The 14,114-nt window shown below is 72.5% G+C and carries 11 protein-coding genes; 4 read left to right on the top strand and 7 right to left on the bottom strand.

Annotation, left to right across the window (positions count from 1 at the left end; all coding sequences use genetic code 11):
* Positions 1 to 61: 61 nt before the first annotated feature.
* Positions 62 to 1,009, top strand: coding sequence for a LysR family transcriptional regulator (locus ACIBCJ_RS26220; RefSeq protein ID WP_362502580.1), 948 nt, complete (start codon positions 62 to 64; stop codon positions 1,007 to 1,009).
* A 124-nt stretch (positions 1,010 to 1,133) separates the two neighbouring features.
* Entirely contained in the window at positions 1,134 to 2,510 is a 1,377-nt protein-coding gene (locus ACIBCJ_RS26215; protein WP_365980423.1) for an alpha-lytic protease prodomain-containing protein, read from the top strand.
* 134 nt (positions 2,511 to 2,644) lie between these two features.
* Here the strand turns inward: ACIBCJ_RS26215 and ACIBCJ_RS26210 are convergent, their stop codons facing one another.
* The 3 genes from ACIBCJ_RS26210 to ACIBCJ_RS26200 all read right to left on the bottom strand — a co-directional run bounded on the left by ACIBCJ_RS26210 (position 2,645) and on the right by ACIBCJ_RS26200 (position 5,941).
* Complete coding sequence (locus ACIBCJ_RS26210; protein WP_362100728.1) at positions 2,645 to 3,784, bottom strand: hypothetical protein; 1,140 nt, start codon at positions 3,782 to 3,784, stop codon at positions 2,645 to 2,647.
* A 148-nt stretch (positions 3,785 to 3,932) separates the two neighbouring features.
* Entirely contained in the window at positions 3,933 to 4,526 is a 594-nt protein-coding gene (locus tag ACIBCJ_RS26205) for a response regulator transcription factor (RefSeq protein ID WP_365980504.1), read from the bottom strand.
* A 38-nt stretch (positions 4,527 to 4,564) separates the two neighbouring features.
* Positions 4,565 to 5,941 carry a sensor domain-containing protein gene (locus ACIBCJ_RS26200; RefSeq protein WP_365980422.1) on the bottom strand — a complete coding sequence of 459 codons (1,377 nt, stop codon included), beginning with the start codon at positions 5,939 to 5,941 and terminating at the stop codon, positions 4,565 to 4,567.
* 221 nt (positions 5,942 to 6,162) lie between these two features.
* On the opposite strand from ACIBCJ_RS26200, the gene ACIBCJ_RS26195 reads away from it, so the two are divergent.
* Both ACIBCJ_RS26195 and ACIBCJ_RS26190 read left to right on the top strand, forming a co-directional pair.
* Positions 6,163 to 6,903 (top strand): ABC transporter ATP-binding protein, encoded by a 741-nt coding sequence (locus tag ACIBCJ_RS26195; RefSeq protein WP_365980421.1) that lies wholly within the window; start codon positions 6,163 to 6,165, stop codon positions 6,901 to 6,903.
* Positions 6,897 to 9,359 carry an ABC transporter permease gene (locus ACIBCJ_RS26190; protein ID WP_365980420.1) on the top strand — a complete coding sequence of 821 codons (2,463 nt, stop codon included), beginning with the start codon at positions 6,897 to 6,899 and terminating at the stop codon, positions 9,357 to 9,359. Before ACIBCJ_RS26195 ends, ACIBCJ_RS26190 begins: the two co-directional genes overlap by 7 nt.
* A gap of 107 nt (positions 9,360 to 9,466) precedes the next feature.
* Here ACIBCJ_RS26190 and tuf read toward each other — a convergent pair whose 3' ends face one another.
* The 4 genes from tuf to rpsL form a co-directional block, all read right to left on the bottom strand.
* Positions 9,467 to 10,660, bottom strand: coding sequence for an elongation factor Tu (gene tuf / locus ACIBCJ_RS26185; protein ID WP_011029795.1), 1,194 nt, complete (start codon positions 10,658 to 10,660; stop codon positions 9,467 to 9,469).
* A 170-nt stretch (positions 10,661 to 10,830) separates the two neighbouring features.
* A complete protein-coding gene (gene fusA / locus ACIBCJ_RS26180; protein WP_133887669.1) occupies positions 10,831 to 12,957 on the bottom strand; it encodes an elongation factor G in 2,127 nt (708 codons plus the stop codon).
* 39 nt (positions 12,958 to 12,996) lie between these two features.
* A complete protein-coding gene (gene rpsG / locus ACIBCJ_RS26175; protein WP_003974303.1) occupies positions 12,997 to 13,467 on the bottom strand; it encodes a 30S ribosomal protein S7 in 471 nt (156 codons plus the stop codon).
* A gap of 2 nt (positions 13,468 to 13,469) precedes the next feature.
* On the bottom strand, positions 13,470 to 13,841 hold the full coding sequence (gene rpsL / locus ACIBCJ_RS26170; protein ID WP_003948652.1) for a 30S ribosomal protein S12: 372 nt from the start codon (positions 13,839 to 13,841) through the stop codon (positions 13,470 to 13,472).
* Positions 13,842 to 14,114: the final 273 nt, after the last annotated feature.

The following is a 14,114-nucleotide window of genomic DNA, read 5'->3' as shown; positions in this document are numbered from 1 at the left end:
TTCCTCCACAGGTCCGTACCAACCCCTTGCCCCGGTCCTCCCCGCGTCGCAAGCTCCCCTCATGGAGCTGGAGTTGCGGCATCTCAAGACGGTCCGGGCCATCGCCGACGCCGGGAGCCTGACCAGGGCGGCGACGGCACTCGGTCTCGCGCAGCCCGCGCTGAGCGCACAGCTCAAGCGGATCGAACGGGCTCTGGGAGGCGCGCTGTTCGTCCGCGGACGGCACGGCGTCCGGGCCACCGCGCTGGGCGAGCTGGTGCTGGAGCGGAGCCGGATCGTGCTGCCCGCGGTGACCGAGCTCCAGCAGGAGGCGGCCCGGTTCGCCCGTGCGCCGCGCACGGCGGAGCGGCTGCGGATCGGCGGCACCCACGGGCCCTTGCTGGGCGCCCTCCTCGACCGGCTGGCCGGTGTCGCGCCCGACGCCCGGATGACGACGTGCACCTCCTGGTCCGAGCGGGAGCTGGCCGGGCAGCTCGCCGAGGGCAGGCTGGACTTCGCCCTGGCCGGGACGTGCGGCACCGCCTCGCCGCCCGCCGGTGCGGGGCTGGTGTGGCGGGAGGTCGCCGTGGACCCGGTGTTCGTCATGGTGCCGGACGGCCATCCGCTCGCCGACCGCGCCGAGGTCGGCCTGACGGAACTGGCCGACGAGGAGTGGGCCTGCGTACCCGGCGACGGCTGTTTCGGCGACTGCTTCACCGCGTCCTGTGCCCGCGCCGGTTTCACCCCGCGCCGCATGTACGAGACGGACACCGCCTCCCTCGTGCACCTGGTGCAGGTGGGGCGTGCGGTCGGGCTGTGCCGGGCGACCTTCCCCACCACGCCCCGGATCGTGACCCGCCCGCTCGCCGGGACGCCGCTGACCTGGCGGCACCTGCTCGGCTGGCACGCGGCGACGCAGCGCCGGGAGACCGCCGACGCCGTGCTCTCCCAGGCGCGCATGGCACACGCGGGCGTGGCGGCGAGCAGCGACAGCTACACGGAGTGGATGTCGGCGCACCGGGTTCCCTGACGCCTCCCGCCCCTTCGGTACGGCATCCATAACGCCGGGGAGGGGGACGACTGAGGTCTTATGGCGGCCGGTCGTCGCTCCCTACGGTTTCGGCACCTCCCCACCGAGACCGAGGAGATCCCCCATGCCCCACCGACCCCGACACCGACACCACAGAGCCGTGGGTGCCGCCGTCGCCGCGACCGCGGCCCTGCTCGTGGCCGGGCTCAGCGGCTCCGCGAGCGCCGGGACGGCGCCCGTCGGCTCCGCCCCCACCGCCGCCGAGTCCCTGCGCACCGACGCCGCGCCGCCCGCTCTGCTGAAGGCGATGCAGCGCGACCTCGGCCTCGACCGGGGGCAGGCGGAGCGCCGTCTCGGCAACGAGGCCGAGGCGGGGGCCACGGCGGCCCGGCTGCGGCTCGCGCTCGGCGGTGACTTCGCGGGGGCGTGGGTGAGCGGTGCCGAGTCCGGCACCCTGACCGTCGCGACGACCGACGCGGGCGACGTCCCCGCGATCGAGGCCCGGGGCGCCGAGGCGAAGGTCGTACGCCACTCGCTCGCCGGCCTGGACGCGGCCAAGGCCCGCCTGGACCGCGCCGCGACCCGGCACGACACGGCCGACGCGCCCGTCTGGTACGTCGACACCCGCACCAACACCGTCGTCGTCGAGGCGATACGCCCGGCGGCGGCGCGTTCCCTGCTGGCGGCGGCAGGGGTCGACCGTTCCCTCGCCCGCGTCGAGAGCCGCACGGAGCGGCCCCGCACCTTCTACGACCTGCGCGGCGGCGAGGCGTACTACATCAACAACAGCAGCCGCTGCTCGATCGGCTTCCCCGTCACCAAGGGCACCCAGCAGGGCTTCGCGACCGCGGGCCACTGCGGCCGGGCGGCTGCCGCTACGACGGGCGCCAACCGGGTGGCCCAGGGCACCTTCCAGGGCTCGGTCTTCCCGGGTCGCGACATGGCGTGGGTGGCCACCAACTCCAGCTGGACGGCGACCCCGTACGTCCTCGGCGCCGGTGGGCAGAACGTCCAGGTCACCGGCTCCACGGCGGCCCCGGTCGGCGCGTCCGTCTGCCGCTCCGGCTCGACGACGGGCTGGCACTGCGGCACGGTCGCGCAGCTGAACACCAGCGTCACCTACCAGGAGGGCACCATCTCCCCGGTGACCAGGACCACGGTGTGCGCCGAACCCGGCGACTCCGGCGGCTCCTTCATCTCCGGCAGCCAGGCGCAGGGGGTCACCTCGGGCGGCTCCGGCGACTGCCGGTCCGGCGGCGAGACCTTCTTCCAGCCGATCAACGCGCTGCTCCAGAACTACGGGCTCACGCTCAAGACGACCGGCGGCGACGGCGGCGAGGACCCCGGCGAGCCCGGCGGCGGCACCTGGGCGGCGGGCACCGTCTACCAGCCCGGCGACACCGTGACGTACGGCGGCGCCACCTACCGCTGCCTCCAGGGCCACCAGGCCTACGCGGGCTGGGAGCCGCCGAACGTTCCCGCGCTCTGGCAGCGGGTGTGACACCCCACTGACCCCCACAGGGGACGACGGGGGACGGGTCCGGGCGTGCGTGAGGGAGAGCGCCCGGGCCCGGTCACGTCGGCGGGGGCGTACGGGCCGGGTCACGTCGATGCGCGGGCCCGGGCCCGCGCGGATCAGGTGCGGGTGACCTGCCCGCAGCCTCCCGACCCGGAACCGATGACGGGCCGGTGGCGGTCGTAGGGGTCGGTCGGCGGGCCGGTGGGCCGTTCGCCGCCGGGACCGTCGTCGTCGGGGAAGCCGGGGTGCAGGTAGCCGTCGTGCACGGCGCAGCTGGTGTTGCCGTACTCGGAGAAGTACTTCTCCATCAGGAGCTTGCCCTCGGTCACGTTCCACCGGGCCGGGTCGTTCAGGGTCAGGGTGATGTCGCGGCGGATGATGGTGCGCGCGACCGGTCCGTCGGGGTCGTTCGCCCGCACCAGCGGGTAGACGAAGCTGTAGTCCGCGTTGACCTTCACGACGCCCGGTTCGCCGGCGGCGAGCGTCATGCGGCCGCGGACCTTGACGACGTCGCCGAGCAGCCGGGTCTCGGCCGGGTCGAAGCGGGTGAAGAGCCGGAGCGGGTCGTGGTCCTCGTCGGGGCTGCTCAGGGAGCGGCGCAGCTTCGGCAGCAGCTCCGGCTGCTTCGGGTCCAGCACGTCCAGCGCGTCGTCCGGCCGTCCGCCGCGCAGGACGGCGGGGTCCAGGTTGGCGGCGACCAGGAGTTCCTTGGTGCGGCGCAGCGCGAAGGCCACGTCGTCCTTGCTCAGGCCGGACAGCGCCTTCGCCTTCGGCACCTTGATGGCGTCGGCGCCCTCGTCGTACCGCTCGGCGGGCGAACCCCGGAACGGGTGCTCGCGGGTGGCCTGCTCCGCCCCGCCGGCCTCGGCGGGAGCGCCGGTCGGCCGCGCCGTCTCGGCCGCGAGGGTCGCCGGCGCGGGGCCGTCGTCGCCGCCGGGCAGCCGGTCGAGGACCAGCGAGGGCCGTACGGCGACCAGGGCGAGCGCCGCCAGCACCACCACGCCGGCCACCGCGCCCACCCGGCGCCGGCGGCTGCGGCCCTCGCCCTTCGGGGTGCGTCCGGGCGCACGCCAGGGCGTCGGCTCCTCCTGGTCCCGCAGTCGTGCGGCCACCATCCGGGCCCGCGCCGACGGCTCCTTGGGCGCGGCGGCGCCACCGCCCTCGGCGGCCTCCCGCAGGAACGCCTCCCACTGCTCGTCGGATATCGAGGGGGCCGGTTCGTCGTCGGGACGGTCGGAGGGCGGGACGGTGCTCACGGGCTCGCTTTCCTGGTGACGGGGTGCCGGGTGGCCCCGGAAGGGGCCTGGGGAGATCCAGCGGTCAATCGTGCCGTCGGATGAAGGGCCGGTGCCGGTCGGTGCGGGATCTGTGACCGAATCCGCACACCTTTCGCACCGGGCCGCGTCACCCCCGCAGGTACGCCAGCACCGCCAGCACCCTGCGGTGGGTCTCGGTCGCCGGGGGCAGGTCGAGCTTGGTGAGGATGCTGCCGATGTGCTTGCCCACGGCGGCCTCGGAGACGACGAGTTCGCGGGCGATCGCCGCGTTGGACCTGCCCTCCGCGATCAGCGCGAGCACCTCCCGCTCGCGCGGGCTGAGCCGCTCCAGCGGGTCCCGGCGGCGGCGCAGCAACTGGCGTACGACCTCCGGGTCGACGACCGTGCCGCCGGCCGCGACCTCGGCCAGCGCGTCGACGAACTCCTCGACCTGGCCGACGCGGTCCTTGAGCAGGTAGCCGACGCCGGTGCCGTCGCCGGAGTCCAGCAGGTCGGAGACGTAGGCCCGTTGCACGTACTGACTGAGGACGAGGACGGGCAGGGCGGGCCGCTCCCCGCGCAGGCGTACGGCCGCGCGCAGGCCCTCGTCCTGGAAGCCGGGCGGCATGCGGACGTCGGTGACGACGATGTCCGGGCCGTGGTCCGCCACGGCCGCGACGAGGGCGTCGGCGTCGCCGACGGCCGCCACCACCTGGTGGCCGAAGCGGGCGAGCAGGCCCATCAGGCCGTCCCGCAGCAGCACGCTGTCCTCGGCCAGTACTACGCGAAGCGTTCGGTCCACTCGCAAGGAATCTCCACGCGCAACAGGGTCGGTCCGCCCGGCGGGCTGGACAGCGAGAGTCTGCCATCCAGGACCGACACCCGGTCGGCCAGGCCGGTCAGGCCGCTGCCGGCACGGGCTTCCTCGCCGTCCGCCGCACCGGCACCGGCACCGGCACCGGCACCGGCACCGGCAGCCTCGGTCCCGGTCGCGGGACCGGCCACGGCACCGCCCCGGCCGTCGTCGCGGACCTCCAGGTGCAGCCGTCCGTCCCGGTGCCCGCCGGTCACCTCGGCCCGGCCGGCACCGCTGTGCTTCGCCACGTTGGCGAGAGCCTCGCAGACCACGAAGTAGGCGGCGGCCTCGACCGCCCGGGGCAGCCGGCCGGGCAGCTCGAGCCGGACGTCCACGGGGACTGCGGAGCGGTCGGCGGCGTCCTCGACGGCCGCCGACAGGCCGTGGTCGGTGAGGACCTTCGGGTGGATGCCGCGGATCAGCTCACGCAGCTCCTCCAGGGCCCGGCCCGCCTCCCCGTGGGCCCTGGCCAGCTGGTCGGCGAGCGGGCCGGGCGGTGCGTCGAGCCGGGCCAGGCCCAAGGTCATCGACAGGGCGACCAGGCGCTGTTGGGCACCGTCGTGCAGGTCGCGTTCGATCCGGCGGCGTTCGGCGTCGAAGGCGTCCACCAACCGGACGCGGGAGCGGGTGAGTTCGACGACCCGTGCGTCCAGGCCCGCCTCGCGCGGGGCGTCCAGCAGGACCCGGGCGAGGGCGGCCCGGGCGCCCGCGGCGAGGCCCAGCGCGTAGCCGCCCAGGATGAGGAGCAGCAGGCCGAGCACGGCCGCGCCGAACGCCTGTGGCCAGGTGGTGACCGTCCACAGCTTGAGCACCTTGGCCTCCTCGCCGTCGCCGACGGTGGCCATCAGCAGCGGAGTGGCGAGGGTGGCGAGCGGAAGCAGCAGGGCGGCGACGGCGACCAGGGCGTCCCACGGCCAGAGCACGAGGGCGAACAGCAGGGCGTGGCCCAGGTCCCGCCAGGTCGCGGGCTCGCGCAGGCGGGTGGTGAGCCAGGGCCACGGGCCGAAGGCGGTGGGCCGGCGCCGGGGCCGGGCGGGCGCGGGGACACGGTCGGCCAGCCGCAGCCGAAGCCTCTCCAGCCGGGCCACGGGCAGGCCCGCCAGGACGACGAGCACGAGGATCGGCAGCCCCACGACGACGACGGAGAGGACACCGCCGACGGTCAGCCCGACCAGCAGTCCCACCAGGGTCACGGCACCGGCCACCGCGCCGGAGAGCAGGTAGGCGGCCGCACGCCACGGCCAGGCCGACAGCAGGAAGCCGGGGGCGGACAGGGCCTGCCACACGTTTCGGGGGCGCATGCGGATCACCGTAGGACCCCGGGGCGCGGCACGGCCATCGGCCCGGACATAGCAACGGGGGTAGGGCCTGCCCTACCCCCGTTCTCTCCCCTGCCGCACTGCGCCGGTGCCGCCCCGCGCGGTTTCGTAAGGGCACCGGCCGGCCGGCGCCGCCAGGCACCGGCCGGGGCGGCCGACCGAGACGTACCGGCCCGGAGACACCGACCGAGAAGTGGGGACAGATGACCAGCGACGACGCGATCCGGCTGCACGCCGTCAGCAGGCGGTACGGCGCGGGCGACAGCGCCGTGACGGCCCTCGACGAGGTCTCCCTCGTCTTCCCGCGCGGCTCCTTCACCGCCGTCATGGGCCCCTCCGGCTCGGGCAAGTCGACGCTCCTCCAGTGCGCGGCCGGCCTGGACCGGCCCACCTCGGGGTCGGTCGTCGTCGGCGGCACGGAGCTGATGGGACTGAGCGAGCGGCGGCTGACGCTGCTGCGCCGCGAGCGCATCGGGTTCGTCTTCCAGTCCTACAACCTGCTGCCGTCCCTGACCGCCGCGCAGAACGTGGCGCTCCCCCTGCGCCTGGCGGGCCGCCGCCCGTCCCGGTCCCGGGTGCGCGAGGTGCTGGACCGGGTCGGCCTCGCCGACCGCGCCCGGCACCGGCCCGCCGAGCTGTCGGGCGGCCAGCAGCAACGCGTCGCCCTGGCCCGCGCCCTGATCACCCGCCCCGACGTGCTCTTCGGTGACGAACCGACCGGCGCCCTGGACACGCGGGCCGGCCGTGAGGTGCTGGCCCTGCTGCGCGGCATGGTTGACCGCGAGGGCCAGACGGTCGTCATGGTCACGCACGACCCGGTCGCCGCGTCCTGCGCCGACCGCGTGGTCTTCCTCGTCGACGGCCGCCCGGACGGCGAGCTGACCGGCGCGGACGCGGACGCCGTCGCCGCCCGCATGACCCGGCTGGAGGCCCTCCCGTGCTGACCGTGACCCTCCGGACCCTGCGCACCCGCTGGACCACCTTCACCGGCAGCTTCGTCGCCCTGTCCCTGGGCGTCGCGCTGCTCGCGGTGACGGGGCTGGCGCTGGCCTCCTCGCGGGACGCGCCCGACCGCGCGCCGGAGCGGTTCGCCGCGGCGCCGGTCGTGGTGCAGGGGCAGGACACGCTGCGGGTGAGCACGCCGATCGGCGACCGTACCCAGCGGCTCGCCCAGCCGCGTGCCGTGCCCGCCGGGACGGTCGCCGACCTGCGGCGGCTCGGCCGGGTCGTCGAGGACCGCTCCTTCCCGGTGCGGAGCGAGGACGGGCCCGGTGACCTGGTGGGGCACCCGTGGTCCACCGCCGCGTTCGCCCCGTACGCGATCGACGCGGGCCGTGCCCCGCGCGCCGCGGGTGAGGTCGTCGTCAGCGGTGACTGGGCCGCGCCCGGCGAGCGGCTCCGCACGGACCGGGGTGCCGTGGAGGTCGTCGGCACGGTGGCCGGCCGCGGCTTCGAACACGCCGTCTTCTACACCGACGCCCAGGCCGCCCGGCTCTTCCCCGTCAGTCTCCAGCTCGTGGTCGACGCCGACCCAGCGGCGGTGCGGGAAGCGGTGCGCGGCAGCGCGGGCGTGCGGGTGCTGACCGGGGGCGACCGCCGGTACGCCGACGCGGACCCCGAACGGGACCGCGAGGCGATGACCGCGATGAACTCCCTGTTCGGCACGGCCGGCGGCGTCTCCGCCTTCGTGTCGGTGTTCGTCGTGGCGTCCACCTTCGCCTTCGCGGTGGCGCAGCGGCGGCGGGAGTTCGGCCTGCTGCGCACCGCCGGGGCGACGCCCGGGCAGGTGCGCCGGACGGTGCTGGCCGAGGGCCTGGCGGTGGGCGTCCTCGCCTCGGCGGCGGGCTGCCTGCTCGGTTCGTACGGCGCCCCGCGCCTGGCCTCGTGGGTGGTCGGCGAGGGCCTGGCACCGGCCTGGTTCACCATCGGCGACCACACCTGGCCCTACCACGCGGCGTTCTGGACCGGTCTGCTCGTCGCCCTGGGCGGCGTGACCGCGGCGTCCTGGCGGGCCGGCCGGACCGGTCCCGCGCAGTCACTGCGGGAGGCGTCCGGGGAGTCCGCGGCCATGACCCGGGGACGGTGGCTGTGCGGCGCCGCGCTGCTGCTGACCACGCTGGTGACGCTCGCCCTCGCCCTCGCCGACGGTCCCGGAGAGCTGCTGCACCGCAAGACCTACGTGCTCCGCCCGATGCTGCTGATCACCGCCGCCGCGCTGCTCGCCCCCGCCGTGGTGCGTCCGCTGACCCGCCTGCTGACCTGGCTGCCGAGTCTGCTCCCGGGGGCGGCGGGCATGCTGGTGCGGGAGAACGCCGCCACCGGCACCCGCCGCACGGCCGCCGTCGCGGCACCCGTCCTGGTCACGGTCGCCCTCGCGGGCTCGCTGCTGGGCGCCACCGCGACGCTGAACGAGGCCGGCGCGAGCGAGACCCGCGAGCAGACCGCCGCGGACTACGTGGTCTCGGCGCCGCGCGGCGGCGGCTTCGACCCGGCGGCGCTGGACCGGCTGCGCGCCGTCCCGGGGGCGGCCGCCGTCTCCCCGTCCTCCTCGACCGCCGTGTACGTCCTGGAGGAGGGCGTGGCCCTCGTCAGGTCCGCCGCGCGGGCCGTCGCCGACCCCGCGTCCCTGCCCGCGACCACCCGGCTGCCGCTCACCGCGGGGAGCGCGACCGGCCTCGACGACGGCTCGATCGTCGTCAACGAGGAATGGGAGCGGCACACCGTCGGCGAACGGGTGCGGGTGTGGCTCGGCGACGGCACCGAGCGGACCCTGCGCATCGCCGCCGTGATGGCCACCGGCACCGGTGACAACGGCGCCTACGTCACCGCCGCCAACGCCCCGGGCGCCCCGGTCGACCGGGTGGACGTCACGGTCGCGGCCGGCGCCGACGCCGGTGCCGTGGCCGACGCCCTGCGCGAGGCGGCGGGGCCGGCCGGCGGGCAGGTGTCGAGCCGGGACGAATGGGTCGCGGCCACCTACCCGGCGACCGACGGCCCGACCCGGATCGGCCTGTTCCTGATCCTCGGCATCGCCCTCGTCTACACCGGTATCTCCCTGGTCAACACCATGGTGATGGCCACCTCCGACCGGGTGCGGGAGCTGGCGGTACTGCGGCTGGCGGGCGCCGGCCGGGGGCAGGTGCTGCGGCTGGTCGGCGCCGAGTCGCTGGCCGTGGTGGCGGTCGGCGCACTGCTCGGCCTGGCCGCGGCCGGCGTCAACCTGGCGTGCATGTGGGGCGCGCTGCGCCTGCTGTCGGTGCACAGCGCCCTCCGGCTGCCCTGGACCGCCCTCGCCGGAGCCGTCGGCGTCTGCGCGGTCCTGGCCGTCACCGCGTCGGTGATCACGGCGGGCCTGGCCCTGCGCCGCCGCCCCGTGGAACAGGCGGCCGTACGGGAGTGACACCCGTGGGCCGCGCCCACGCGAAAGGGCCCGCACGACCGAAGTCGTGCGGGCCCTTCCTCAGGCATCAGCCCATGTCAGGTCAGTGACCGACAAGCAAGCGGAGCTTACTTGTTGATCTTGGTGACCTGGCCGGCGCCCACGGTCCGGCCACCCTCGCGGATGGCGAACTTCAGGCCCTCTTCCATGGCGACGGGCTGGATGAGCTCCACCTTCATCTCGGTGTTGTCACCCGGCATGACCATCTCGGTGCCCTCGGGGAGGGTCACGACGCCGGTCACGTCCGTCGTACGGAAGTAGAACTGCGGACGGTAGTTGTTGAAGAAGGGGGTGTGACGGCCACCCTCGTCCTTCGACAGGATGTAGGCCTGGGCCTCGAACTCGGTGTGCGGGGTGACCGAGCCCGGCTTGATGATGACCTGGCCGCGCTCGACGTCCTCGCGCTTGATGCCACGGAGGAGCAGACCGACGTTCTCACCGGCCTGGCCCTCGTCGAGGAGCTTGCGGAACATCTCGATGCCGGTGACCGTGGTGGTGGTCTTCTCGGTCTTGATGCCGATGATGTCGACGGTCTCGTTGACCTTGAGGACACCACGCTCGATGCGGCCGGTGACGACCGTACCGCGACCGGTGATGGTGAAGACGTCCTCGATCGGCATCAGGAACGGCTTGTCGACGTCGCGCTCGGGCTCCGGGATGGCCTCGTCCACGGCCTTCATGAGCTCGAGGACCGAGTTGCCCCACTCCTTGTCGCCCTCGAGGGCCTTCAGAGCGGAGACCTTGACGACGGGAACGTCGTCGCCCGGGAACTCGTACTCGGAGAGGAGCTCACGCACCTCGAGCTCGACGAGCTCCAGGATCTCCTCGTCGTCCACCATGTCGGCCTTGTTCAGGGCGACGACGATGTACGGAACGCCGACCTGGCGGGCCAGGAGCACGTGCTCCTTGGTCTGCGGCATCGGGCCGTCGGTGGCGGCGACCACGAGGATGGCGCCGTCCATCTGCGCCGCACCCGTGATCATGTTCTTGATGTAGTCCGCGTGACCGGGGCAGTCGACGTGGGCGTAGTGACGCGCCTCGGTCTGGTACTCGACGTGCGCGATCGAGATGGTGATACCGCGCTGGCGCTCTTCGGGAGCCTTGTCGATCTGGTCGAACGCCGACGCCTCGTTGATGTCCGGGTACGCGTCGTGCAGCACCTTGGTAATGGCGGCCGTGAGGGTCGTCTTACCGTGGTCGATGTGACCGATGGTGCCGATGTTGACGTGCGGCTTAGTCCGCTCGAACTTCGCCTTCGCCACTGGGGTCCTCCTGTGGAGTGGTTCTGTACGCCTTACTCATCGGCGCCAGGTGATCTTTGCTGGAAAGCCCGGGTGCCGGGGGCATTCCGCCGGGTTCGCGGCGGAATGCCCCATGCAGGCTCCGGGGTCAAGCCTAAAGCGTGTTTGCGGGGTCCGTTAAACGGAGTCCGTTACTCGCCCTTGGCCTTCGCGATGATCTCCTCGGCGACGTTCCGGGGAACCTCGGCGTAGGAGTCGAACTGCATCGAGTAGCTTGCGCGACCCGACGTCTTGCTGCGGAGGTCGCCGACGTACCCGAACATCTCCGACAGGGGCACGAGGCCCTTGACGACGCGGGCACCCGCACGCTCCTCCATGGCCTGGATCTGGCCACGGCGGGAGTTGATGTCGCCGATGACCTCACCCATGTAGTCCTCGGGCGTGGTGACCTCGACGGCCATCATCGGCTCCAGGAGCACGGGCGAAGCCTTGCGCGCGGCCTCCTTGAAGGCCTGCGAACCGGCGATCTTGAAGGCGAGCTCGGAGGAGTCGACCTCGTGGTAGCCACCGTCGATGAGCGTGACGCGGACGCCCGTCATCTCGTAGCCGGCCAGGATGCCGAACTGCATGGCCTCCTGCGCACCGGCGTCCACCGAAGGGATGTACTCCTTCGGGATGCGGCCACCGGTGACCTTGTTCACGAACTCGTACGAGGCGTCGCCGCCCTCGATCGGCTCGATCGCGATCTGCACCTTGGCGAACTGACCGGTACCACCGGTCTGCTTCTTGTGGGTGTAGTCCACGCGCTCGACGGTCTTGCGGATCGTCTCACGGTAGGCGACCTGCGGCTTGCCGACGTTGGCCTCGACCTTGAACTCGCGCTTCATCCGGTCGACCAGCACCTCGAGGTGAAGCTCGCCCATACCGCCGATGACGGTCTGGCCGGTCTCCTCGTTGGTGTGCACCTGGAAGGAGGGGTCCTCCTCCGCGAGACGCTGGATGGCGACACCCAGCTTCTCCTGGTCGCCCTTGGACTTGGGCTCGATCGCGACCTCGATGACCGGCGCCGGGAAGTCCATGGACTCCAGGATCACCGGGTTCTTGTCGTCGGACAGCGTCTCACCGGTGGTGGTCTGCTTCAGGCCCATGACGGCGACGATGTCACCGGCGCCCACCGACTCGATCTCCTCACGCTTGTTGGCGTGCATGCGGTAGATCTTGCCGATGCGCTCCTTCTTGCCCTTGACGGAGTTCAGCACCGCGGTGCCGGACTCCAGGCGGCCCGAGTAGACCCGGACGAAGGTGAGCTTGCCGAGGTGCGGGTCGCTCATGATCTTGAACGCGAGCGCGGCCAGCGGCTCGTCCTCGGACGGCTTGCGCTTGACGACGACCTCGGGGTCCTTGACGTCGTGGCCCTCGATGGCCTCGACGTCGAGCGGGGTCGGCAGGTAGCGCACGACCGCGTCGAGCAGGGGCTGGACGCCCTTGTTCTTGAACGCGGTGCCGCAGAACACCGGGGTGACCGTGGTGTCGTCGGACTTGCCGGACGCGATGGTGATGCGACGGATCGCGGCGTACAGCTGCTCCTCGGTGGGCTCCTGGCCCTCCAGGAACAGCTCCATGATCTCTTCGTCGTTCTCCGCGACGGCCTCGACCAGCTTGCCGCGCCACTCCTCGGCGGCCTCGGTGTGCGTGGCCGGGATGTCGACGGTGTCGTACATCTCGCCCTTGGCCGCCTCGGCGGACCACACGAGCGCCTTCATGCGGACGAGGTCCACGACGCCCTGGAAGTCGGCCTCGGCACCGATCGGGAGCTGCATGACGAGCGGCTGGGCGCCCAGGCGGTCCGAGATCATCTCCACGCAGCGGTGGAACTCGGCGCCGGTACGGTCCAGCTTGTTGACGAAGCAGATACGCGGCACGCCGTAACGGTCGGCCTGACGCCACACCGTCTCGGACTGCGGCTCGACACCGGCGACACCGTCGAACACGGTCACGGCACCGTCGAGCACACGCAGGGAACGCTCCACCTCGACGGTGAAGTCGACGTGCCCCGGGGTGTCGATGATGTTGATCGTGTAGTCGTTGTCCTCGAGCGGCCAGTGACAGGTGGTCGCAGCAGACGTGATCGTGATGCCACGCTCCTGCTCCTGCTCCATCCAGTCCATCGTGGCGGCGCCGTCGTGGACCTCACCGATCTTGTACGACACACCGGTGTAGAACAGGATCCGCTCGGTGGTGGTCGTCTTGCCCGCGTCGATGTGGGCCATGATCCCGATGTTGCGGACCTTGGCCAGGTCAAGTGAAGTGGTAGCCATAAGGCTTCAGTCTTCTCTCGGTCTCGATGTGGGTAGCGACTACCAGCGGTAGTGCGCGAAGGCCTTGTTGGACTCGGCCATCTTGTGCGTGTCCTCGCGCTTCTTCACAGCGGCACCCAGGCCGTTGGAGGCGTCGAGGAGCTCGTTGAGCAGACGCTCGGTCATGGTCTTCTCGCGACGGGCGCGGGAGTATCCGACCAGCCAGCGCAGGGCGAGCGTGTTCGCACGGCCCGGCTTGACCTCGATCGGGACCTGGTAGGTCGCACCACCGACACGGCGGGACTTGACCTCGAGGGTCGGCTTGATGTTCTCGAGAGCGCGCTTGAGCGTGATGACCGGGTCGTTGCCGGTCTTCTCGCGCAGGCCCTCCATGGCGCCGTAGACGATGCGCTCGGCGGTGGAGCGCTTGCCGTTCAGCAGCACCTTGTTGATCAGGGAGGTCACCAGAGGAGAACCGTAGACCGGGTCGATGATGACCGGGCGCTTCGGGGCGGGGCCCTTACGAGGCATTCTTACTTCTCCTTCTTGGCGCCGTAGCGGCTGCGGGCCTGCTTGCGGTTCTTGACACCCTGGGTGTCGAGGGAGCCGCGGATGATCTTGTAACGAACACCCGGCAGGTCCTTCACACGGCCGCCGCGCACGAGCACGATGGAGTGCTCCTGCAGGTTGTGCCCCTCACCCGGAATGTAAGCGGTGACCTCGATCCCGCTGGTCAGACGCACACGCGCGACCTTACGCAGGGCCGAGTTCGGCTTCTTCGGGGTGGTCGTGAACACACGCGTGCAGACGCCACGGCGCTGAGGGGAACCCTCGAGTGCGGGCGTCTTGTTCTTCTCGACCTTGTCCTGCCGGCCCTTACGGACCAGCTGCTGGATCGTAGGCACTACTTCTCCGGTTTCTGTGTGCCGAATGGTGAAGCTAACCTGGAACGTCGCCGACCCACGCGGTCGGGTGTGTCGAAGCCGCGAACTCCCGCCGCGAGGCGGAAGGAGACGCGATTTTCGGTGGTCGCACACGGCCCCGGTGCGGTCGTAGGCACGCACGAGGGCCAGGGCACACCCCAGGCACAAGGTCTGAGCGTACCTATCGCATTCGCTGCGGTCAAAACAAATGGGCGACACCGGCCTCCGCGCCCGTATCGCCCCGCATTGCCCCGG

It is taken from the genome of Streptomyces sp. NPDC051136 (genome assembly GCF_044455745.1).
Taxonomy (GTDB): Bacteria; Actinomycetota; Actinomycetes; order Streptomycetales; family Streptomycetaceae; genus Streptomyces.
This window is presented reverse-complemented; position numbering and strand designations above follow the sequence as displayed.